The organism is Alicyclobacillus acidocaldarius subsp. acidocaldarius DSM 446 (genome assembly GCF_000024285.1).
GTDB lineage: Bacteria > Bacillota > Bacilli > Alicyclobacillales > Alicyclobacillaceae > Alicyclobacillus > Alicyclobacillus acidocaldarius.
Window position 1 is genome coordinate 1138211 of record NC_013205.1, and the last position, 21460, is coordinate 1159670.

The 21460-nt window shown below is 56.3% G+C and carries 26 protein-coding genes; 23 read left to right on the top strand and 3 right to left on the bottom strand.

Going from position 1 to position 21460, the window contains the following annotated elements; all coding sequences use genetic code 11:
- The first annotated feature begins 205 nt into the window (after positions 1–205).
- From AACI_RS16535 to AACI_RS16540, 8 genes are all read left to right on the top strand, one after another.
- The gene (locus AACI_RS16535; protein ID WP_012810454.1) at positions 206–373 is read left to right on the top strand and encodes a hypothetical protein; all 168 of its coding nucleotides are present in this window, start codon (positions 206–208) and stop codon (positions 371–373) included.
- Positions 370–717 (top strand): hypothetical protein, encoded by a 348-nt coding sequence (locus AACI_RS05385; RefSeq protein WP_012810455.1) that lies wholly within the window; start codon positions 370–372, stop codon positions 715–717. Before AACI_RS16535 ends, AACI_RS05385 begins: the two co-directional genes overlap by 4 nt.
- Positions 718–733: 16 nt before the next feature.
- Positions 734–1069, top strand: coding sequence for a hypothetical protein (locus AACI_RS05390; protein WP_012810456.1), 336 nt, complete (start codon positions 734–736; stop codon positions 1067–1069).
- Between the two features lie 660 nt (positions 1070–1729).
- On the top strand, positions 1730–2044 hold the full coding sequence (locus AACI_RS05395; protein ID WP_012810457.1) for a hypothetical protein: 315 nt from the start codon (positions 1730–1732) through the stop codon (positions 2042–2044).
- A gap of 538 nt (positions 2045–2582) precedes the next feature.
- The gene (locus AACI_RS05400; protein ID WP_012810458.1) at positions 2583–5693 is read left to right on the top strand and encodes a DUF5906 domain-containing protein; all 3111 of its coding nucleotides are present in this window, start codon (positions 2583–2585) and stop codon (positions 5691–5693) included.
- A 49-nt stretch (positions 5694–5742) separates the two neighbouring features.
- On the top strand, positions 5743–7566 hold the full coding sequence (locus AACI_RS05405; RefSeq protein WP_012810459.1) for a DEAD/DEAH box helicase: 1824 nt from the start codon (positions 5743–5745) through the stop codon (positions 7564–7566).
- A gap of 36 nt (positions 7567–7602) precedes the next feature.
- Positions 7603–8133: a sigma-70 family RNA polymerase sigma factor gene (locus AACI_RS05410; RefSeq protein WP_012810460.1), complete on the top strand. Its 531-nt coding sequence runs from the start codon at positions 7603–7605 to the stop codon at positions 8131–8133.
- A gap of 5 nt (positions 8134–8138) precedes the next feature.
- Positions 8139–8315, top strand: a complete 177-nt coding sequence (locus AACI_RS16540; protein WP_012810461.1) for a hypothetical protein — start codon at positions 8139–8141, stop codon at positions 8313–8315.
- Between the two features lie 111 nt (positions 8316–8426).
- On the opposite strand, the gene AACI_RS16750 is transcribed toward AACI_RS16540, so the two are convergent.
- The gene (locus AACI_RS16750; RefSeq protein WP_218917112.1) at positions 8427–8657 is read right to left on the bottom strand and encodes a hypothetical protein; all 231 of its coding nucleotides are present in this window, start codon (positions 8655–8657) and stop codon (positions 8427–8429) included.
- 151 nt (positions 8658–8808) lie between these two features.
- Between AACI_RS16750 and AACI_RS05420 the strand changes: the two genes are divergently transcribed.
- The 15 genes from AACI_RS05420 (at position 8809) to AACI_RS05490 (ending at position 19373) form a co-directional block, all read left to right on the top strand.
- Positions 8809–8985, top strand: coding sequence for a DUF4406 domain-containing protein (locus AACI_RS05420; RefSeq protein WP_245530720.1), 177 nt, complete (start codon positions 8809–8811; stop codon positions 8983–8985).
- A gap of 14 nt (positions 8986–8999) precedes the next feature.
- Complete coding sequence (locus AACI_RS05425; RefSeq protein ID WP_012810464.1) at positions 9000–9305, top strand: hypothetical protein; 306 nt, start codon at positions 9000–9002, stop codon at positions 9303–9305.
- Positions 9293–10402 carry a DNA polymerase III subunit beta gene (gene dnaN / locus AACI_RS05430; protein ID WP_012810465.1) on the top strand — a complete coding sequence of 370 codons (1110 nt, stop codon included), beginning with the start codon at positions 9293–9295 and terminating at the stop codon, positions 10400–10402. Before AACI_RS05425 ends, dnaN begins: the two co-directional genes overlap by 13 nt.
- 220 nt (positions 10403–10622) lie before the next feature.
- Positions 10623–11111 carry a hypothetical protein gene (locus AACI_RS05435; protein ID WP_041707966.1) on the top strand — a complete coding sequence of 163 codons (489 nt, stop codon included), beginning with the start codon at positions 10623–10625 and terminating at the stop codon, positions 11109–11111.
- On the top strand, positions 11102–11299 hold the full coding sequence (locus tag AACI_RS05440) for a hypothetical protein (RefSeq protein ID WP_012810468.1): 198 nt from the start codon (positions 11102–11104) through the stop codon (positions 11297–11299). Before AACI_RS05435 ends, AACI_RS05440 begins: the two co-directional genes overlap by 10 nt.
- 316 nt (positions 11300–11615) lie before the next feature.
- Positions 11616–12023, top strand: a complete 408-nt coding sequence (locus tag AACI_RS05450; RefSeq protein ID WP_012810470.1) for a DUF669 domain-containing protein — start codon at positions 11616–11618, stop codon at positions 12021–12023.
- Positions 12024–12346: 323 nt separating this feature from the next.
- On the top strand, positions 12347–12496 hold the full coding sequence (locus AACI_RS16545; protein WP_169304845.1) for a hypothetical protein: 150 nt from the start codon (positions 12347–12349) through the stop codon (positions 12494–12496).
- A 58-nt stretch (positions 12497–12554) separates the two neighbouring features.
- The gene (locus AACI_RS05460) at positions 12555–12758 is read left to right on the top strand and encodes a hypothetical protein (protein ID WP_245530721.1); all 204 of its coding nucleotides are present in this window, start codon (positions 12555–12557) and stop codon (positions 12756–12758) included.
- Between the two features lie 116 nt (positions 12759–12874).
- On the top strand, positions 12875–13072 hold the full coding sequence (locus AACI_RS05465) for a hypothetical protein (protein ID WP_012810473.1): 198 nt from the start codon (positions 12875–12877) through the stop codon (positions 13070–13072).
- A 23-nt stretch (positions 13073–13095) separates the two neighbouring features.
- Positions 13096–13491, top strand: a complete 396-nt coding sequence (locus AACI_RS05470) for a RusA family crossover junction endodeoxyribonuclease (RefSeq protein WP_012810474.1) — start codon at positions 13096–13098, stop codon at positions 13489–13491.
- Positions 13492–13568: 77 nt separating this feature from the next.
- Positions 13569–14150 (top strand): AAA family ATPase, encoded by a 582-nt coding sequence (locus AACI_RS05475; RefSeq protein WP_012810475.1) that lies wholly within the window; start codon positions 13569–13571, stop codon positions 14148–14150.
- Between the two features lie 207 nt (positions 14151–14357).
- Positions 14358–15080 (top strand): exonuclease domain-containing protein, encoded by a 723-nt coding sequence (locus tag AACI_RS05480; protein WP_012810477.1) that lies wholly within the window; start codon positions 14358–14360, stop codon positions 15078–15080.
- Positions 15081–15148: 68 nt separating this feature from the next.
- Positions 15149–15775 carry a hypothetical protein gene (locus tag AACI_RS05485; RefSeq protein ID WP_012810478.1) on the top strand — a complete coding sequence of 209 codons (627 nt, stop codon included), beginning with the start codon at positions 15149–15151 and terminating at the stop codon, positions 15773–15775.
- 529 nt (positions 15776–16304) lie between these two features.
- Positions 16305–16745, top strand: coding sequence for a hypothetical protein (locus AACI_RS16305; protein ID WP_148213740.1), 441 nt, complete (start codon positions 16305–16307; stop codon positions 16743–16745).
- Positions 16746–17618: 873 nt separating this feature from the next.
- Complete coding sequence (locus AACI_RS05490) at positions 17619–19373, top strand: chloride channel protein (protein ID WP_012810480.1); 1755 nt, start codon at positions 17619–17621, stop codon at positions 19371–19373.
- 197 nt (positions 19374–19570) lie between these two features.
- Here the strand turns inward: AACI_RS05490 and AACI_RS05495 are convergent, their stop codons facing one another.
- Together AACI_RS05495 and AACI_RS05500 are read right to left on the bottom strand one after the other, a co-directional pair.
- Positions 19571–20653, bottom strand: coding sequence for a sensor histidine kinase (locus tag AACI_RS05495; protein ID WP_012810481.1), 1083 nt, complete (start codon positions 20651–20653; stop codon positions 19571–19573).
- Entirely contained in the window at positions 20650–21351 is a 702-nt protein-coding gene (locus AACI_RS05500) for a response regulator transcription factor (protein WP_012810482.1), read from the bottom strand. Before AACI_RS05500 ends, AACI_RS05495 begins: the two co-directional genes overlap by 4 nt.
- Positions 21352–21460: the final 109 nt, after the last annotated feature.

The window sequence follows — 21460 nt, forward strand, 5'->3', positions numbered from 1 at the left end:
CGCCGGGCGGTCGAGGGTGCAGGCGGCACGGCAAAGACGGGATTGATCACCCCGTTGGAGTTCGCGGTTCGAGTCCGCGCTTCGACCGCCGGGTGGAGGGGCGCAACGCGGGGATGGCCCTCTTATACAGTTGGCAGTAGTGGAGATCGCGGATGGGATTACCGAGGTTGAAGAGCTCAAGTAGAGAGTACGAGAGGTGATGGGAATGCCCAAGTACAAGGTCACATTCGTCTCCAAACGCTACGAAGAGTACGAGGTCGTAGCGGCCAACGAGGACGAGGCTGTCGCGCTCGTCGATAGCGGCGAAGTCGATCCACACGACGTTTGGGAAGTCGATTGGGAATTTGAGAGTGTGGAGGAGGCGAAGGAGTGAACGGTCGGACGGCGACGCTAACCGATGTGTACTCTCAGCTTCAACAGGCGATGACGCCATTTATGAATGTGACAGTTCGAATCTCATACTTTTTGAACCAAGCTACAAAACCACCAGTGAATGTATGGGACACGACCATTCATCGGATTTCCAAAATAAATGGAGCCATTCTCGTTGATTACGACGAGGGGATTTTGCTGCTGGATGAAGATACGGAGTGCGAAGTGAGACAAACAAATGGACACGATTGGCTCTTTTTGAAGCATAGCGATTGGTGCGTGATCATCGTTAAATGGCTTGACATTCCGAAAAAATACAGATCGTTTCCAAGAATACAGCGGTAATGAGAGGAGAATAAGCGTGCCTAGCATTGTAAATCTGACGCCACACGAACTGACCTTCGTCGGCCCCGACGGAGAAATCCTCGCGCGGATTCCGCCCTCCGGACAAATCGCTCGGATTTCGTCAGAGACTGATTTGGTTGGCGAGGTCGCTGGCCTGCCCGTGTACAAGACGGTTATGGGCGACATGGAGGGGCTGCCGGCCCCGCAACCGGACACGGTATACGTCGCTTCGACATTAGTGGCGCAAGCGGCTGTCCGAGCCGGTCGGTCCGACGTCTACAGCCCAGCCGCGCAAGTAAGGGACAGCGAGGGCCGCATCGTGGGGTGCCGGGGTCTGCAGATTCCGACCTGATAGCTTACGTAGGGGCTTTCGCTCCTGCGCCCTGGGCCGAAGCCATTCGACCCAGACCGGAGGTGCGAACCCTCTCGGGTGTCTGACGACGCCCGCACAGGCAGCAAGACCGAGCAGCAGAGTCCGCTACGGCGGCTCGGCGCGAGCGTATCGCGAGTGAGGCAATGAGCTACTTCATAGAAGTAGGAGTCGCGATGTGCCGCGCTAGACCGAACCTTGAAAACTGAATATGCACATTACGCATGAAAGATGTTTTCATTCAACAAAACTTTCATAGATGAGGTTTTGTTTGGATGAAAATAACAAACTCAGTCGTGGCGCAGGTTTCGGGGATTTTACGAACGTGTGTTTGTCTTACACCGCACCTATAGGTAGAGAGACCTGCTCTCAACACACGTTCGTGTCGCTCCGCCGCCCCGCCCGGCGTGCGAGCTGCGATATTACGCGCCCTGAGCGCTTTTGTCCCGGCAGTTCGCGCGCTGCGCAGGGCGGCGGAAGGAGGCAGGCGGAAGAGGTGCACATCACGGAGCTCCACCGTGGCCGCCCTTGGCAGGCAACCAAAACTTCCGAAGGACGACGGAACGCCGATGCTTCGGGCTTCAGACGCGGGCGGTTGCCTGTCATGGAGGGCCACGGTGAAGAGAGGGGGAAGAACGTCAGGTGGCCCACGATTGGAGATGGGATCCGCGGCCGGATCTCGTCAGCGACCACAGACTGTGGGAAGTCCTTCTGACCCAGGTCGTAAACGATGACGCGACCGGCTGGACGCTGAACGCCGCCCGATGTGGTGGTGCCACATTGAGATGGGACAACGGCATGTACCACATTGTCCCGATTATCGACCCGAGGCTCGGGTTCGACAGCCAAGAAGATTGGCAGTCGTTTCGAGAGAAGTGGCTGGTCCCGATGGGAAAGCAAATTGCGAAGGCCCTCAAATCGCTGGGGAAAGCTTGCGATGTCGAGCAAGCTTCGTAAGAGACGGTCCTAACGAAAGGCAGCGTGGTCCTAGAATGGTCCGAGAGTGGTCCTATCAGCAAAAGTCCTGAGAAGCCTTGTGCGACAAGGAATCTTGGGGTGTGGTCCTAGCGGTCCTAGCTAAAATCGCACTATCTATAAAAATTACTGCTTCGATTCGATTCGATACCATCCGATTACAACATATAGCCATACAAGGATTAGTAATATGTGTAATTGAATCGAAGCACAAATCTCTCTCAACTGAAATTTTAGCTAGGACCACTAGGACCACACTCAAAAATCCCTTGTGCCACAAGGAATCTCAGGAGTTACGCCACTAGGACCACACTAGGACCATGCTAGGACCACACTAGGACCACTCTCAGATCACTCCTTACTTATCTACTTCCCTTTTTCCTCTTAGGAAAGAAAAAGGAAGAGGGAAGGATATTGAAAACCTTTCATTGGTATCAAGCGATTCGATTCCACAAGATTCCTCATCTGCGGTCTCGCGAGTTGCAGCCGTTCGATAGACCTTCATAAGGAGCTGGTGCAGATGTCTCGGGACTGCAAACTGTGCAATTCTCCCATTCGAGAGGAAATCGAAACTCGGTGGTTGGCTGGAGAAAGCTACCGGGAGCTCGAAGCGAGGTGTGTGGAGCTTGGTGAAGAGATCTCCGATTCGGGGATTCGGCGGCACATGATCGAGCATGCGTTCTGCGGGGATCCCGCCGAGTCGGTCGATTTCCTGCGATGGTGGTTCGAGGGGGCGGCAGGCTACGTGGAGATCAGGCCGATCCCGAACCGGAAGGACGATCGGGAGATGGCGTTCAAAGCCGTTAAGGCGCGGCGCTCGTTCGCAACGACGGACTTTGAGGCGTTGCGCGACTACTTCGGCAGAGGCTATCAGAGCACGGATATGGCGCGTTGCGGCTGGTACTTCGGAGTCTGTCTCCGCGATAAGCCGGTGCAACGGACCGAGGATGGCCGCTGGAGCGGTGGCAGCGCAGAGGACGTGGTGGCATGTCTGGGGGCATGGGCGGACATCGACGATCATGACGACGAGGATGCCGAGCGAATGGACCAAGCGGAACGCGCGCTGGCGTTCCTGTCTGAGCGTGGCGTGGTGCCAAGCGCAGTTGTGAAGTCTGGCGGTGGGCGCGGGCGGCACGTCTATTTCAAGTTCACGTGCTCGGTCGACGGGACGACGGGTAAGCGGATCGCCGCGAAACTGGCGAAACTGCTGGGGAGCGACCCCAACGTAGCCGACGCGGCGCGCGTGATGCGGATCCCAGGCTCGATGCACACGAAATCTGGACGGATTGTGAAAGTCTCGATTGAGAGCTGGCACAAAGAGGCGCACTACAACCCCGAGGCGTTTGAGGCGGCCATCGATGAGATTGCCCATGCGCTAGGGATTGACGTGTCCAGAACGGAGCCCTTTTTGACGCCGCGTGAAAATGTAGAGTGCATGGGGGATTGGAAACCTGTCCCCGCGGAGTTTGTCGAAGAACAACTTCCGACCATCTGCGCAAGGTTCAAGGCTTATGTGCAGGATCCCAACATCGTAAGCGAACCCGTTTGGCACAAAATGGCGTCGCTCTTGAAAGCTATGAATCCAGACTCTTCCCTCTTTCACAAATGGTCGGAAGGGTATGACGCAGGGCCGGGCAAGAGATACAACTGGGGCGAAGCGGAGAGAAAGTTCCGTTCATCGCGACCGCTGGCTGTACGGTGTTCGACGTTTCAGGAACTCGATCCGATGAGCGTTTGCGCAGCATGCAGGCATTTTCAGAGGGGATCCAGTCCGGCAACGTTTGTCCGCAGGGCTTACGCGGCGCAATTGGGCCTCCCGGGGCTCTACGGCGCTCCAGATCAACCCGAAGGGCCGAAAATGGACGGGCTTCCGACGCAAACGACAGAAGAGGCGCTATATGCAAATGAAGGGACTCGCATTGCCGCAGGCGCAGAAGACATTGATCCCCGAGAGGTGATCGTGAACGAGCCCATTGCTTGGACGGAGGATCTGAGCGACGCCCTGGAAGAGCAGATTGATTGGAGTGAGAGGCCGTTTACGAACGAAACAGCTCGGCAATGGGCAAAAGCAAGGAAGAAACGCTTCGTCTATACCGACGAAGAAAAAGGAAAGGAGCATTTGCTGCTGCGCCCAATGGCAACGGCCATCAAGGAGGATTTCAATCTTCAGTACTTCTTCCAGACCTGTTACTACTATGACGGTTCAATTTATACCACGCCTACCGACGACGGGGCGGACGAAGCGGTCATCCGAGATTTCATCCTCGAAGCTCTGGAAACCTTGAAGCCGACCTGGGCTACGTGGTCACGCGCGGAAGAGATCAAGCGGATGCTCATCAACAACGTCCAGCGCGACAAAAACCATTCCGTCGAATCCATTCGGGTGCATGAGGTTTGGAACACCGAGCCGTTGGTCCCGTTCGTGAACGGACTGCTGGACATGAGCGATCCGTTTGACCATGATTGGCGAGTCTATGATTTCTCGCCAAGGCATCGGATTAACTGGAAGCTGACGATCCCGTTCTTTGAAAACTGGTATCGAACACCTAAGTCATGGACGCTTGCCATGAAGGATGCGGAAGTCGATGTGTTGGACTTTTTCAGGACGACATTTCCTGACGACGAGACCCGACGTTCGATCCTGGAATTTCTCGGCTATTGTCTGTGTCGGTGGGATCAGTCCGAAGAATGTTACGCCATCCTCTATGGGCCAGGGCAAAACGGTAAGTCGACGCTCTTAGGTATGCTTGCGAAGGCTTTTGGAATTTACGCAGTGACGGAAAGTGTACAGAGCCTTGAGCGTAACCGATTTGCCTCTGCGAGTCTGACTCGCGCCGCCATCGACATCGTGCCGGATATGGCGGGCACGGGAATCGAGGACACGAGTTTTCTCAAGGGTTGGATTGGCAATGACGTGGTTCGGGCTGAACGCAAGTTCAAGGCGTCATTCGAGTTCAAGCCGCAGACGAAGCTAATTTATGGTGCGAACGAGTTACCGCCCACAAAGGACCCGACGCATGGTTACTTCCGACGGATCCTTCTGTATCCCATGATGGAACGCTTTAAGCGGCAAGGGCCGGGATGGGTGGAACGGCTGAGGACTCCCGAAGCGCTGTCGTACATGTGCTATCTCGGGTTGCTGCATTATCGTCAGATGCGACGTGAAGGCCGCAACATCACAGAGTCCAAAGAGATGCTTCGTGAGAAGGACTACTATTGGCGTGCGAACGATGTGGTAAAAGCGGCCATAGACGAAGGAATCATCGAGTTCGGTAAAGAGTTCAGTGTACCGCGCGATCTGCTTCAGAAAGCAATGGAGATTTACGCGAAGGAGACAGGTCGCAAATATCCTGGAGCGGCAAAGTTGCTGGAGCGCCTGCGAAATTACGCACCGCACAAGATTGAATATTCTCGACCCCGAAGGAATGGTAAACGAATCCACATGTGGACTGGGGTTACGTTGGGAGAAGCCGGACGATCATTGTTCGTCAGTCGGGAGATTGTGGATTTGGATCGCAGGACGTTGGAGTACATCACTTTGCCGGTTACGGATGCGTATGCAAAGGAACGCAATTTAGACAATGTTGAGATGCTGGAATCCGGGACGCTACCGAAAGATGACTCTCAGTGAAACAACTTCTTACGAGAAAAAGTGTGGACAAAAAAGGGGGTGACACCCGTTGCAATTCATCGTAGCCAAGCACCAAAACAACCTGAAGCTCCGCGACTATCAGGTCGAAGCCGTCGACGCCATCCGACGGTATCCCAAGCCCCGTCCCGTCCTCGTGGCGGCGACAGGGGCCGGAAAGACGGTGATATCGTCACAGTTTGCGGTGGAGCGGCTGGAGCGCGGGCCGGTGTTGTTTTTGGCGCATAGAGACGAATTGCTCGACCAAACACTCGACAAGTTCTCGGTGGTGTTCGACGCGCTCGCGGAGAAGGGCCGCGAGGTCAAGATCGGGCGGATCCAGGGGCCGGACGACGACGTCGAGGCGGACTTCGCCGTGGCAAGCGTACAGACGATCTCGCAGCCGGAGCGCTTGGAGCGCTGGATGGCGGCGCATGAGACGACGCCGACGGTGATCACGGATGAGTGCCACCATGCAACGGCGAGGACGTACATGCGAATCTACCACGCGCTCGGGTTCCTCGGCTCGGTGCCGGAAGGTCACGTGCATCTGGGGCTCACGGCGACGCCGTACCGCACCGACAAGGCGGATCTCCGTAAGGTGTACGATGGTGTGGCTTACGCGATCGGGATTCACGATCTGATCGACATGGGCTGGCTGGTGCCGCCAAAGTCCGTGAAGCTCGAAATCGTTGAGGGTCTTGAGGGCAAGGACGATGGCGCCGACTGGTCCGATGCCGAGGTCGAGGGCGCGGTGGACACGCCGAGCGTCAACAAGCAGATTGTCGCGGCGTGGCAGGCGCAGGCCTCCGATAGGTTGACGATCGCGTTTTGTGCGAGCGTCGAGCATGCCTATCATCTGGCGGAGGAGTTTGAGAAGGCGGGAGTCCCCGTCGCGGTGGTGCACGGCGCCCTGCCCAAGGAAGAGCGCCGACAGACCCTTGACGCGTTCTCAGATGGAAATATTCGAGTCCTATGCAACTATGGAGTGCTTACAGAAGGATTCGATCGTCCTGAAGTCTCGTGCATCATCATGGCTCGACCTACCTTGAGTCACAGTCTCTATGTACAGTGTGTTGGGCGCGGGTTACGGATTGCGCCGCACATCTTCAAGCAGGATTGTCTGGTGCTCGACGTAGTTGGGGTCACAGACGTGCATCGGCTGATGACAGTGGATCGGTTGCTCGCGGGCGAGGACAAGGAGGAAAGCGGCGAGAAACGGGAAGGCCCAGGCGTCAAACGCGGACCGAGGATCGCGAAGCGGCTCACGGCAAGCGCGTTCCGGTGGGCGCGGGTGCGCGAGCGCGTCTGGCTGGCGAGGGACTTCAAGGGAAATTACGTCCGGGTCGAACAGACGCAGGTCGGGTGGCACGTGGCCTATGGACGATTTTCCACCGACGAGCTAAGCGAGAAGCCCGAAATGCATCGGGTGTACTTCGGGCCAGATGCGGAAATGGCCTGGGGTACGGCGGCGACCTATGCGCAGATCGGACTCGCCCGCAGCGCAGTGGGGGCCGAGGAGGAGTGGATGGCCCTGCCGCCGACGGAGAAGCAGGTGGCGGCGCTGCGGCGCAGAGGACTTGCGGTGCCGCAGACGCGGTGGGAGGCGGCGGAGCTCCTGACGCAGCCGACGCCGCGGCAGGAAGAGTTACTGAAGAAGATTTTCCGCGCGAACAACATCCCGCACGCGCTGTTGCCCGAGACCATGGACGAGGCGAATGCGTTGCTCAATGCGGTGTTGGGGCAGCGGCTCGGGCGGCAGGCGTTCCTGGTGCGGTATTCGATGGTGCTTCCGCACAGGTGGGAGATCTTCAGGGACGTGGTGCAAAGACACGAAGAGGCGAAAGCGGCGGCGGAGGCGATCGGGATTGTATGACGATTCGCCCATAGGTAGAGGAGGGCGGTGAACTGCATGAATGCGGCGCAAGAGGTGCTGGTTGTCGAAAACCAGAGACTGGTGTATTTCGTGGCGAACCGCTTTCGCCATCGTGCTGTAGCGGCGGGAATCGAGTTCGACGACCTTGTTGCGACGGGAATGTTGGGACTATGCAAGGCGGCGAGGGTATATGACCCGTCGCGAGCAAAGTTCTCTGTCCTTGCGGTTCGGTGCATCGAGAACGAGATGCGTTTACTCCTGCGTCAGGCTCGCCGCCGACCGAAGACCACATCGTTGGACGATGTGCCGCGTGAAGACGACGAATCGAAAGCTGGGCATCCGGAGAGTGTTTGGTTGCGTTACGAAGCGGATTTTAGCGAGGTGGAGTGGCGGGAGTTCGCCGGCCGCTTGTCGGCTCGGGAACGAAGCGTATTGGCGCTTGCGTGGTTGGGATACACGCAAAAGGACATCGCGAAGCGCGTGGGGATCTCCCTGACGCACGTAAGCCGAGTTTTGGCGCGTGTCGAACGACGCTGGAATCATCAATCACAAGCGAAAGGCGGATAAGAACGATGCAAGCGAACGACATGGTTTGGGTGGTTGTGCAGTGGTGGCCTGACGAAGTAGACGTACCGCCGCTCATTGAGGTGTACAAGAATCCAGAATACGCGGCGGAAGAGGCGAGGATAAAAAGAGCCGATGATCCCCTCTCGGAAGTTGAACTCCTCATGACATACGTCAAAGAGTGACGTTGATAGGCGGCGGCGGAGAGGAAATCGTAAATTGGTGCGAGGCGGACTGGAGCGCAGTGGAGGTTCGGGACTTCGTGGCGAGTCTGGCGTCGCGAGATCGGGAGATTGTCAGTTGGGTTGTCGCGGGTTACTCACAGGCGGAGATTCGGCGGCGAGAAGTATGGATAAGGAAAGGGTGAAGCCATGGAAATCTTGGTTCAGAAAGACTACTTGGACGCGCTCATCAACCTCGCCTGCGAAACAGATGAGCTGATCGTCGAACTGGAAGACTACGACCCACGCGCGGGTCAGGCGTTGCGGGCTCGGTTCGCTAGATGGTTCGAGGTTATTGATCGACATGCGGAAGAGCGAGAAGGAGCGTGTGGGACTTGGAATTGAGGAATGAGAAAGACCTGCGGATTTACGGGCGCTGGTACTTGGCTGGGCCGATGTCTGGCTATCCCGACCGGCCGAGATCCGCGGTGAGGAAGACTGGACTTGGGGCGACTGGATGCGGGCGGCGCTTCACTGTCTCCTTGGATGTCACGCTGTGGTGTTCCTACCGGGCTGGGAGTGCTCGCAAGGCGCGAGGTTAGAACGGACGATTGCGGAGGCCCTGAACATGCCGATATTTGAGTATCGCAACGGCGACATCGAGCCGCTTGTCGTACAAACCACGCACAAGTGAGGAGGGATGAATGGATGGTCGAATTTGCAGTCTGGGAACAAGGACGGGTGCGTATCAAGCGCGGCATGTGTCTGGGAATTGTGGAAGAAGGCGAGTATCCCCCGGTGTACGAGAAGCGGGTGGCGCAGATGGCCTACGATCCCCATCAACCGTGCAAAGAGACGCGGTTGCTCATGGCGGTTCCTAAACATCGTAAGGTGACGGTCGTCAACACGGTGTATCTCGTCCTCCCCGAGGCGGTCGCGCCGTGGGATCGAACCAAGCTGCGCGATATGCTGACAGGCGAGCGTGAGGAGGAAGAGACGACATGCGCTGTCTGATTGAGCAATCTGTGTTGGAACCGACGCTGAGTGCGATGGCACGTGTTGCACCCGTGCGTTCGTCTGCCGCAGTGTTGCAAGGCGTACTGGTTGAGGCGGATCGTGGTCAGGTCACGTTCAGTGCCTACGATTACGATGTGGCGCTGCGCATGACCATGGAAGCATCGGTGGTGGATCCGGGTGGCGTGGTGCTCCCGGCAAAGCTGTTCGCGGAGCTGGTTCGGCGGCTTCCCAAGGGCACGGTCGACATTGCGACGATCGCGCCGCATCACCTGAGTGCGTCGATTGATGTTGACGCTACACATGCGGAGTTGCATGGGTTTGACCCCGAGGAGTTTCCTGAGTTGCCCGATATGCGTGGCATTGCGCCTGTAGAACTCTCGGCAAAAACCCTGGTGGCAGCCGTCGAGTCAGTCGGATACGCTGCGGCGAAGCGGGATCCGACGAGACCGATCCTTGAGGGTGTCCACGTCGCATGCGACGACGGAAGGCTTGTTTGGACGGCCACGAACGCGCTGCGCCTGGTGCAAGTGAAGCAGGCTGTCGACGGTGAATTGCCGATTCGGTTCACGGTCCCACGGCGCGGGCTCTCGGAACTCCTGCGCTTGCTGGAGGACGAGGAAGAAACGACGGTGCAAGTTTACCAAAGTGCAAGCTACGTGATGTTCGCCTGGGATCATGTCCAGTTGTACACAAGGCTCTATCAGGGCGGGTATCCAGATGTGACGCGGGTGATTCCGACGGAGTTTATCGCGGAGTGCAGGGTAGAACGCGATCGACTTGAGCAGGCGGTTGAACGTACGACAATTCTGGCGGAAAACGAGCACCATTCGGTGACGCTGGAGTTGTCGAATGGTGCGCTATGCATGTCGTCGCGAGCGAGAGACCGAGGCCAGGCGCGCGAAGAGGTGCCGATTCTCGAAAGTTCTGGCGAAGAAGTTCGGGTGGCGCTCAATGCGCGATTCGTCCTGGAGATGTTGCGAGCAATGGAAGGACAGGTGGTGCGGATACGGTTTGCTGGACGGGGGCGGCCTGTGTGCTTCCATGACGATGATGACCATCTGCATCTGATCTCTACGGTGTTGACCCGCGACTGATTTTGTCTTGCAAACCCCGTATGGGTGGTGGGTGTGCTTGCGGAGCGAGGTTTCGAACTCTACCGAGAGGTGTTGGAGCTGGCGTGCCGCCATATGCGCGATGCTGAGGCGTTATACGATCTGGCGGACGCTGATCACGAACCGGTTGCGTTTGCTCGTTTGCAGGCGGCGCGGGCAGAGGTTTCGAGCATTCTACGCGAAGCAAGGGAGGCATGGCAGCGTGGAAACGACGCGGAGCGTGTCAGTCACTGAGGTCTACAATCGATTGACCATTGTCTGCGAGTGCTACGACCATTTCCTGCGGGAATTGCAGAGTCACTGGGCGCAATGCGAGACCAGTCACAACCGGGCGCTTCGGGATCGTGCCTACGCATACCGCGAGATGTTGGATTCGCTGCTCGATCTCTATCACGACCTGCGAGAAGTGCAGTCGCTGGCTCGCACGTGTGTCGAGGTTGTACAGTTGCGGGCCACGCCTGGGGATGACGTCGTTTTAATTCCAACGGAACGCTATCAGGCGTTGATGATGCTGTACGGCGCGGTGAAACGTCGCGTCGATGCGAGCCAAGCGCTGCTCAGTGTCCGGAAGGGCGATGAGCTTGGGCATGAGCTTGTGGCGGAGCAGGTGCGGTTGGCGTTGGACGAGGAGCGCATGGCGTTGGCAAGTTTGTCGCGACAGTTGGAGGGGGAGAGAGCGAGTTGCGGTTGAGCATCCAGGAAGCTGAAGTGCAAGTTGTGCTCGATGGAGAAGAGATTCGGGTACTTTTGTCCGATGCGCACGGCCCGCTGGAGCTTTTGATCGACCAAGGGACGGCGCGGAAACTGCGAGATTGTCTAGATCTGGTGTTGCGGAGCGACGATGGGCCGCGGGGCGGCGGGCCGTTGGTGGTGAGTTAACATGCCGTCGAGTCGCTGGGAAACGAATCTCTTTGGTAGCGTCGAGGTCGTCGGGGATCCCTATACAGGTGGCTTCCTTGCAGTGCATGTCCCCGACGGGACAGGCCGCGGCGTTCGCCAGTTGTTTTGCCGGGTCGAGTCTGTCGATCGAACAGGACAATGGTTGGAGTTGTCGATTCCGCAGGCGTTGTCCGCGTGGGTACGGGCAGAGGACGACGTATGAGAACGCGATGTCTACCACTCCCCTCTCGGTAGAGCGGGAGGCGGGACCACATATACTCATAAACTGGAATATTCGTGTACGGGAGGATGAAGCATGAATCTAGCCGACTTGGATGAGAAGTACATGAAGGTTGAGCCTGCCAAGGGCGGATATGAGCCGTTGCCGGACGGTAAGTACGTTTGTCGTCTGGAGAAGGCGGAGGTAAAGAAGAACAAGGGGAATGACGGGAAACATCTGTTCCTAGTGCTTGTGGTGGATGAGGGTTCGTTGAAGGGGCGCCGCATTTTCCACAACCGCCCGATCGTCGACAACGAAAAGGCTCTTGCGTGGTTGAAGAGCGACCTGCTTGCGATCGGGTACACCGATTACGTGTCGAAGCTTTCGACGAACTTGCCTCAGTGCTTAGGGCGCCGGGTCAAGGTGACACTCAAGACGGTGACGATCCCGGCCACAGGGCAAAAGGTACAGGTGAAGTATCTCGATCCCGTAAGGGGGCGTTGACATGCGGGTCTTGGAGCGGTACACGGCGCGGTTCGTGGTTTGGAGCCGCCACACACCGGGCAGAAAGTTGGTGGCATTGGTGCAAGATGTGCGAGACCGTGCAGGGAATTTGGTGCGCAACCACGCATGGCTACAGTTGGGGTTCGAGTCGCCGCATTGTCAACCGATCCTTCAGAGCGGAGAAATGGTGGAGTTCTACGCGTGGCGCGATCGGTATCGTCGTCTGAAGCCTCCGCCGCCTGGCGTAGAACTGGAACCTTGCATTAGCTTTCGAGTGGCGGGCTGCTTGTATCCCGTTGATTTCGATCAGGAAGGTGATACCTGTGAATCAACGTCAGTTGTGGCGCAGACGCTTGCGCCGGCTGCTTGTGCCGTGGCGGAAGGAGCGGGTGTGGATCCCCGTTGACCCGCCGGAGCGTAGGCAACCGCCTGCGACGCCCGAAGCAGAGGTATGGGAGGACGACTATCCGTGATATGGATAGCGTCTCAAATGCACCAATGGTTTGTGCAAGATGCCCAACTGGCTTGTGCATGAGGGTGATCATGATGCAGAACGCATATGACCAACGACAAGCCACGGTCGTCGAAGCCCGGCCTCTTAAGTGGCGTCGTGGACTGCCAACGGTGCTTGAGGTGGTCATGGAGGTCGACGGCCAGGTTCGCATTCAGGAATACATTTTACGGCCAGAAAGCGCGTTTCGGCCCAAACGAAAGGAGAATTTCGAGCGTGCCTAGACGTCCACTGCGCATGATGGAGAGACCAAGATGCAGACTGTGCGGGCAGCCTGTCTACTATCCGTGGAGTTTTCTCTGCCAAGATTGTCAGGATGAATTCGAGGAGGAAGAGGACCATGAACGAACGATTGACTTTGCTCTCATCACAGTTACAACAAGCCGGTGAACGTGTTGCCCGCGCGAAGGCTTTGTGGCTGGTGAACTCATCCAGCGATCACGCCAATCAACTGTACGAGCGCTATCGAGCCGAACAAGCATATCTTGCACACTTGTTGGATGAATTGTTCCGATCCAAAGACCCGCAGGCTTCGTAACTCTGATGGATAGGAGTACCAACATGCAACGTTTGGTCTTGCCGCTCCCGCCGAGCGTCAACCATGCCTATCGGACCTATGTCCATCCGAAGACAGGCCAGCGAATGAGGGTGCTGAACGGTGAGGCGCAGAAGTTTCGGCGGGATGCGGCGTACTTGGCACTCCGATGGCGACAGGAGACAGGGTGGACGATGCCCCAACCAGGCACCAAGGTAGTGCTGAGGCTCTGGTACTTCTGGCCGTCGAGCCGTCGAATGGATACACACAACCGAGAGAAAGTTCTGTTGGACGCGCTGGAGGGCATCCTGTATCCCGAGGATCGCTGGGTGTTGGTTCAGGAAATGGACTTTGTCGTCGACCGAAGCAACCCGAGGCTCGAGATCGAAGTCCTGCTGCACAAAGAGTTAAGCGCGATGTAACGATTTTGCTACGTGCGCGGAGAACGTATATTCGTTATGCTTAGAATTAGAACATATGTTCGTTAGGGGTAAAAGCTATGGAACGGCGATTCCAACATGTCTTCCTCATGGGGCCGATGGGCGCGGGGAAGAGCACGGTGGCGCAGTATTTGCGGCGGGAAATGGGTTACGTTCGATACTCGTTGGCGACGCCTGTCGAAGCCGTGCTCGATATTGCCGCGCCGTGGCTCAGAGACGCAAGTAAAGCGGTGCGAAGGCCGTACTTGCAACGGACGGGGCGCTTCCTGCGAGGCTTCAAGCCAAATCCGCTGCTTCTTGCTGCGGAGGAAGTGCTGAAGCACACCGTGAGCCCCATTGTCATCGACGATGGCAGAACGCTGGAGGAGGCGGTGTGGGCGGATCAGCATGGGTTCCTCGTGATCGTGCTCACCGCCTCGGAGCTTGTTCGGCGACGTCGGATTTTGGAGCGAGACGGAGAATTGCCTGATACGCGGACGCACGAAGACGAGACCGAGCAGCAGTGGCAGTACGCGCGCGGTCTGGTCATCGACACCAGTGATTTAACGGAAGACGAAATGTGTCAGATGGTGCGCGTCGCGATTGAGTCGCATCGTATGGAGCGGTGCAAAAGAGAGGAGAGAACAACAAATGGCAACTAGGCATGAGCATGGCACGCCGATACGGAATCGGCACAGGGAACGGGCAACAGGTCCGTCGGAGTTATCGATCTATCGTATGGATCCCGTTGAGATGGATCGATACCTCCGGGAAAAGTACGGCGCGCGGGTGTTCTCGAAGCCGACGGGGAAACCGCCGGTGGGAGCAGAGCTTGCAACACGAAAAAGTCAACGAAAGAGGGCGAGCAAGTGAGATTGAGTGAAGCGCGATTTGTCGTAATCGACACTGAGACGACCGGACTGCCACCCGATGGCCGCGTCGTCGAGCTTGCGTTGGTCGAGGTCGGTCTGGACCGCGAGCCGCAGATCGTCTACTCTGCGCTCGTCGATCCTGGTTGTCCGATCCCGCCGGAAGCCTCCGCAGTGCACCACATCACAGATCGCGACGTTGCGGGAAAGCCGCGCCTCATGCAGATCTGGCCGAAGGTGATGGGGTATATCGGCGACGCGATTCTGGTCGCGCACAACGCCGAGTTCGACCGCGGGATGCTGCCGGAGACGGGGCGACCGTGGATTTGCTCGAAGCGCCTGGCGCAGCATCTCTGGCGAGACGCGCCGAAGCATTCGAATCAGGTGCTCCGCTACTGGCTCGGGATCGACGTCGAAGTCGGACTGCCGCATCGAGCGCTAGGCGATGCGATCGTGACGGCGCATGTGTTTCAGCGGGAGCTCCGTGCGTATTTGGAGGCGGGGTATCCCGATGATGTCGAGGCGCTGATCGCGTTTGCGGAGTCGCCGATCGAGGTGCAGACGATGCCGTTCGGGAAGCACAAGGGCATGCCGCTCAAGGACGTTCCGCTGGACTACCTGGACAGGGCCTTGCGCAACATGCAGGATCTCTCGCCGGATCTTCGTTGGAGCATGCAGCGGGTGCTGGAGCAGGGACTGGGATGGTCAAGACAAGTCATCTGAGTGTTGACAAAAAGTATGTATGTGCTATTATAGGAATAAATAATCATTTCGCGTGGGAGGGATGATAGATGGCCAGTTTAGATCTGACGGAGAGCCGGATCTATGACCCGAACACGTTGCTCATCTTGACCTCTCCGGAAAATGCCACCAAACTGTTGCGGTCCAAAGCGCAGCCGCACTGGGTGTGCGGATACGAGCTGGATGATTCGTTCCCGGCTCCAGAAGCCGTGATTGAGCACCTCAAGAACGAGGACGTGATCGGTTGGCGCGCGTTTTGGCTAGGACTGCTCATCCGCTACCTCTTGACCGAAGGCCCCATTGAACTAGGCGACTTCATCCGACAAAAGCTTTCGCAGGACTGGCTTTCACGGTTGGAGGAAGCCAACGTGGACGGATGGTATCCTCTGATTCGTCGAAATTTCGAAGAAGCAAACTGTGTGCTAGACGAGTTGGATGAACACCTCACGGCCACTGACCACTGGTTGTGCGTTGTGTACGAGGGACTTGAGGCATTTGATGTCGCTGGTTCGTACGTGCCGATTCGAGCGCTTGTCGGGCTCTGGTTCGACCGTCTGCGCAGGTGGAGGCGCTTGCGTGCAAAAATCTTCCTGCGGCCTGATCTATTTCACATCGGTCGGCTCAACTTCCCTGATGCTTCAAAGCTATCCGGGCACTTCATTCGCGTGGATGGCTGACGACAAAAATTGATTCCCTTGTGGACAAAGCTGTGGATAGCCTGTGGATAACGGTTGGGGTCCTCTTGCTAGGCGATCCGTTAGACTCGGGACCGGGCACGGGCGGGTAGAGCAGGAACACGGCGCCGCACTTTACGACAGCAAGGTCCGCACACTGGACTATCCGTTTTCGGCGATGGAAGGCGCTTACTGCAATGTCGCGGGGCCAAATTCCCGGCGATCTGGCCTGGAGAGGCGGGCGGAGCCGCATAGGCCGTGGAATGGTGTGAGGGACACCACCGAAGGGAAAGAGTGATGCTCTCTGCCTGGCATTCGTTTTCTCATCCTGCGGGAGGCGGCGTGTCTGTTTACCTAAGAGGGCGGCATGATGTACTGGGCGATTGCGTGCGAGCTTGTGATCACGCACGACGCGGTACAGAACTATGCGGAGCGGGCGGAGGGGGTGCAGTTGGGATTGTGGGGGACGACTGTGAAGAAGGTAAAGTGTGGCTTCGTGTTGAATAGTACATAAAGAAAGGTGGGGGGTATTGTGGATACCCGTTGCGTTAGACATTTATTAGCTACGATTGGCTACCGAACAGCTAAAGTAATCAAAGAAGTTCCAGAACATTACCCCGCATTTGAAGCTGGACAGGGAATTCGTACACCTGTAGAAATTTTGCATCACATGGGCGATGTACTGCTGATTGCATATCGTGATTTCTACGGTGGAGAACGTGAGGATACTTCTATTCTCTCCTGGGAACAAGAGGTGGATAGGTTTTTTGATATTTTAGAAAGTTTGGATCAAGCGATTACGCATGGAGTCGAGCCGAAAAAACGGTCTTGGGAACAGCTATTGCAAGGCCCGCTAGCTGATGTGCTAACGCATATCGGTCAATTAGCTACGCTTCGTCGTTTGGCAGGAGATCCGGTCTCTCCCGAGAGCTATCTTCGAGCGCAAATCCAGGTGGGGCAAATCCGTTATTGAGTAAGACGTACATGTCGTTGCTCGATGCCGCGTCGGTGTTCGATACCACGGGATCATGAGAATAGCAAATGTCTTGACGAAGATGGGGGAACACATACTCTCTCTTAGTGATTTGGTTCGGCGTAAAGCCTATTATTCCAATTCGCTCCGCAACTGCGCGGTGCGCAGACAACGGCATGGTACAAACTTATCCGGAGCGTTTTGCAGAACTACGAGCCCTTGTGTAGCAAGAGTTTGTCGAGCAAGCCTTTTTCAGAATCACGGGTCGTTGCGCGGCAAGGGTTTTTCGAGCACAAAGAAGGACTTCACCCCAACTCGAGAGAAAGAAAATGGTACTCACCAAACCAATTCTAAGGGGGGAAGTCCAACGTGTACATCCTAAAAACATGGCTCTTTTCCTTTGACGAATGAATGGAAATGAGTCCACACTAGCCCCGACTTCGACAGTAATACGAAGCGCGTAGACTCATAGATGAATATGAGATCTCAAAGCAGCGTGGCTTATCAAGCTTATCCGGAAAGTGGATGAAGAGCGGTTTTCACAGCAGATGATGTTGCACGACCCGTTGGTGCCGTGAAACTTAGGGCGCGTTGGTTAGTTAAACGGGCAACTATTGGGCGTGGTGCCGAGGCGGAAAGGCAAGACGGAACGGCGACCTGCGAAGTCTTGAGACATGGGCGTGCGAGGATGAGGTGAAAATGGCGCGAATGGGTCGGCGAAGAACGTACTACGCGACTTGACGCGGTGCCCACGCACGGTGGCGTGATCGTTGTGCTGGTGAAGTCTCCTAAGAACTTGATACACCCCACACCTGTCCCTCGTTTGCGCTCTGTTGCGACACGGGGCTATGATGATTCGTGGTGGTGGGGCGCTTGAGACATGGTGTAAACTTGCACTCTCGTAGAAAAACCGCCGCAGGTGAGGTCGAAATTTCCTTTCAGCTTTCAGCTCATGCGCGTCTGACGTCAAGACTGCCGGAACGCGTCATACTCCTTTTGTACGCAGTGGCGATCGGTGTCGTGGCGGGTTACGGCGCAGTGGGCTTTCGAAAGCTCATTGATTTATTGGACTGGTTATTTTTTCACGTCGGTACGTCGTACTTGCGTGTCCTTGGTCGCGGCGACGTCATCTTTTTTCCTGCCATCGGCCTCGTGATCGTAAGTATGCTCGTTCGCCGTTTTGCTCCTGAAGCAAAGGGGCATGGTGTACCCGAAGTCATGGCTGCCATTGCGGAGCGCGGAGGGGTCATCCGTCCGCGGGTGGTGGTCGTAAAAGCGGTTGCGTCAGCTCTCACGATCGGATCGGGGGGCTCCGTAGGGCGAGAAGGGCCGATCGTCCAAATCGGGTCGGCCTTCGGCTCTGTTTTCGGACAGATGTTAGGGGTGCCAAAACGATATCTCCGCCTCATGGTTGCATGCGGAGCTGGTGCGGGCATTGCAGCGACGTTCAATGCTCCGATTGGCGGCGTGATGTTTGCTGCGGAGGTGATCTTGGGTAGTTTTGCTTTAGAGAATTTCACGGCCATCATGATGTCCAGTGTGGTAAGCGCTGCAATTGGGCGCATTTACTTAGGGAATCACCCTTCTTTCGATATCCCCATCCACGATGTCGGACCCTTTCGTGCGTACTGGGTCTATGTGCTTTTGGGTCTGGTTTCTGGGCTGTGGGGCACTTTGTACGTCAAAGTGCTGTACCGGGTTGAGGATTGGTTTGATGCTCGCCGTTGGCCGTTTTGGGTGAAGGCAGTGGTTGGCGGGATTGCTGTCGGTGTGATTGGAGTGTGGTTTCCCCAAATCTTCGGTGTTGGATATGGCACGATTGACCGTGCTCTTTCGGCGCACCTTCCGTTATATCTTCTCGGCACGCTTCTTGTTTTGAAGTTGCTTGCCACGTCGATTACGATCGGAGCTGGAGGATCCGGGGGCGTGTTTTCTCCTGGACTTTATCAAGGAGCGATGCTCGGAGGCCTTGTTGGTGTCATGCTGTCCCACGCGCATATCGCGGTGAGTCCGGGTGCGCTTGCCGCGATAGGGATGGCGGGCGTTTTTGCAGGAAGCGCTCAAGCGCCCGTTACATCTATTACCATGCTATTTGAGATGACGGGCGACTACAGCATGATTCTTCCTCTCATGATCACAAGCGTCTTGTCGGCTACTGTGGCAGGTCTGATCTCTCCGCAAAATATTTATACGATGAAGCTTTTCCGCCGCGGGCTCGACATTGTGCGTCTACGCGAGCCTGATCGGATGAAAGCATTGACAGTTGGAGACGTCATTCAGGAAAACCGTTTAGTTTTTGACGCTCATACGAGTATTGAGACTGCTTGGGGATCTTTTGCAAAAACGAGCGAATGGTTTGCGTTGGTTCGGGATGCGAAGCGCGGCGTTGTGGGATCCGTTGCGAGGGTGCAGGTCGTAGAGGCACTTCGAGCCGATAGGGGAGGCGAACCCATCCACAACCTACTACCAGCTCAAATGGTCCGAATCGATGAACGCGCGTCTTTGGCTGAGGCACTGGCGTTGATGAATGAACACGGCGTGACGTATCTTCTCGTTTGTCGTGGGGACGTAGGTATCGGTGTGGTCGGTTCCTCGGATGTCATTCGTGCGTATCGACGCGTGGATTGACCTCGCTTATAGTCTTAGTCTTTGACGGGATGGTCGTGGAACGCACAAAGACGACCGAGGCGCAGCCGAACCTCGGGCAACAGGGTTGTAGACACTATACGAGTTAACCACAAGCCCCACGAACCTGCATGGGCAACAGGTTCGTGGGACTTTGTATGACTACGAAGTCTCGAAGTCGGGTAACCGCTGGTATCGCTTTATTCCGGCCAAACTACCGTAAACGTCGACCCTCGCCCAACCCGACTGTTCACCTGCACAAAGCCCCGGGACAGTTCGACCAATTGCTTGACAATCGCCAACCCAAGACCGCTGCCACCGGTTTTGCGATCCCGAGACTTGTCCACCCGATAAAACCGCTCGAATATATTATCGATCTCCTCCGCAGGGATCCCCACGCCGCTGTCCTTGACTGACAAAAACGGTTTGCCGTCTTGGTGCCCAACCTCCACCACAATGTTGCCGCCAGATGGCGTGAATTTCACGGCATTGTCCAGCAGGTTCCACAAAATCTGCGACACATGCTGCGCTCGAGCCGTAACCCACACCGGGACATCCGGTGTACGCAACTCCAGTCGGATGCCCAATTCAGCACACCGGGGCTCGAAGAGCTGGATGACGGACTGCGCAACCTGGTTCACATCGGCGGACGATAAATCCCGCCGTGCCGCGTGCACCGCTACATCCGCCTCATACAGCCTCTCCACCGAAGTCACAAGCGCTTCAAATCGCTGAATCTCCTCAAGGCAGCTGTACAAGCGTTCCCGATTCGGTTCCCACAGTCCATCGTAAAACGCTTGGATATGCGAACGCAGAGTAGTCAAAGGTGTGCGAAGCTCATGCGCGAGGTCCTGTATGAGATTTCTCCTGAGTTCTTCTTGCTTGTGCAGCTGTTTCGATAGAGAATTCAACGTATTCGCGAGCGAAGACAATTCGTCATGACCCTCAACAGGGATGGTCGTCCCCCATTTTCCGCGGGCGATTTCCAACGCCTGTTTCTGCATCACAAAGATTCGCTGCGTGATTGCCCGTGACACCAACACCGCCACACCTGCCGTCGCCACTACGAAGATCAATACCGTCCACAGCAAGCTCTGTGTGAGTGCCTGCTCGAAATGAACTTCGATTTGTTGGGTCAACGAAGGCGAGACCGAATTGATTTCTGGACAGACCACCGACAAAAAGTGACGGTGAACCTCGGCTTGGAGGATAAACGCCAAGGCCACCAACATGATGGATAAGGTCAGGAAAAAAGCGAGTATGATCTTTCTCCGCAGACTCAATTGCCGTCCCCTCCAAACCGATATCCCATCCCATAGACGGTCTGGATGTACACTGGGCTCTTAGGGTCATCTTCAATTTTCGCCCGTAGATTCTTCACATGTGCGTCGATGGTCCGAACATCCCCACGAAAATCCATACCAAAGACTCGTTCAATCAATTCCTCCCGACTAAACACCCGCCGCGGATGTCGGCTCAAGATCACCAACAGTTTGTACTCCGTCGCAGTGAGTTCAGCATTTATCCCACCCTTGTATACCACTTGCGAAAGGGCATCGATCACCAGGTCGCCATCCCGATATTCAAGTCGATCCGCTAAAGGGTGATCAAGCATGGTTCGGCGCAAGATTGCCTGCACTCGAGCCACAACCTCGTTCGGATTAAAGGGCTTCGTGACGTAGTCGTCAGCGCCGATTTGCAGTCCTCTCAATCGATCTTCGTCCCGGTGCTTAGCAGTCAGCATTAAAATGGGAACGGCTGATCGTGCACGCACCGCCATGCACACCTCCTCCCCTGGTATATCCGGCAGCATCAAGTCGAGGATGATGAGCGACGGATGAAGACCTTCGAGACGTCGCAAGACCTCGCTGCCATTATCCACGCAAACAACGCCGAAACCCGCCTGCTCCAGATACAGCGATAACACATCCGCAATCTTCTTCTCATCATCAGCAACTAAAATGGTGTGATGCCGTTTCATCGTTGCGCCTCCTGCATGTGTGACAATTTGTCGGCAGTCTGCTGTCTTCATACCATCTTCGCAATCCAGCGTTACACTGGCAATGATCCGCCCGTCAACGTCTGCGGGA

Bases quoted from the DNA above. Each gene is read 5' to 3' on its own strand.
- AACI_RS05420 (WP_245530720.1), top strand. From the start codon at position 8,809: ATGCGGGCGGCGCTTCACTGTCTCCTTGGATGTCACGCTGTGGTGTTC.
- AACI_RS05460 (WP_245530721.1), top strand. From the start codon at position 12,555: ATGAGGGTGATCATGATGCAGAACGCATATGACCAACGACAAGCCACG.
- AACI_RS05465 (WP_012810473.1), top strand. From the start codon at position 12,875: ATGAACGAACGATTGACTTTGCTCTCATCACAGTTACAACAAGCCGGT.
- AACI_RS05475 (WP_012810475.1), top strand. From the start codon at position 13,569: ATGGAACGGCGATTCCAACATGTCTTCCTCATGGGGCCGATGGGCGCG.
- AACI_RS16750 (WP_218917112.1), bottom strand. From the start codon at position 8,657: ATGTCGATCAATAACCTCGAACCATCTAGCGAACCGAGCCCGCAACGC.
- AACI_RS05400 (WP_012810458.1), top strand. From the start codon at position 2,583: ATGTCTCGGGACTGCAAACTGTGCAATTCTCCCATTCGAGAGGAAATC.
- AACI_RS16540 (WP_012810461.1), top strand. From the start codon at position 8,139: ATGCAAGCGAACGACATGGTTTGGGTGGTTGTGCAGTGGTGGCCTGAC.
- dnaN (WP_012810465.1), top strand. From the start codon at position 9,293: ATGCGCTGTCTGATTGAGCAATCTGTGTTGGAACCGACGCTGAGTGCG.
- AACI_RS05425 (WP_012810464.1), top strand. From the start codon at position 9,000: ATGGTCGAATTTGCAGTCTGGGAACAAGGACGGGTGCGTATCAAGCGC.
- AACI_RS05410 (WP_012810460.1), top strand. From the start codon at position 7,603: ATGAATGCGGCGCAAGAGGTGCTGGTTGTCGAAAACCAGAGACTGGTG.
- AACI_RS05500 (WP_012810482.1), bottom strand. From the start codon at position 21,351: ATGAAACGGCATCACACCATTTTAGTTGCTGATGATGAGAAGAAGATT.
- AACI_RS05450 (WP_012810470.1), top strand. From the start codon at position 11,616: ATGAATCTAGCCGACTTGGATGAGAAGTACATGAAGGTTGAGCCTGCC.
- AACI_RS16535 (WP_012810454.1), top strand. From the start codon at position 206: ATGCCCAAGTACAAGGTCACATTCGTCTCCAAACGCTACGAAGAGTAC.
- AACI_RS05470 (WP_012810474.1), top strand. From the start codon at position 13,096: ATGCAACGTTTGGTCTTGCCGCTCCCGCCGAGCGTCAACCATGCCTAT.
- AACI_RS05485 (WP_012810478.1), top strand. From the start codon at position 15,149: ATGGCCAGTTTAGATCTGACGGAGAGCCGGATCTATGACCCGAACACG.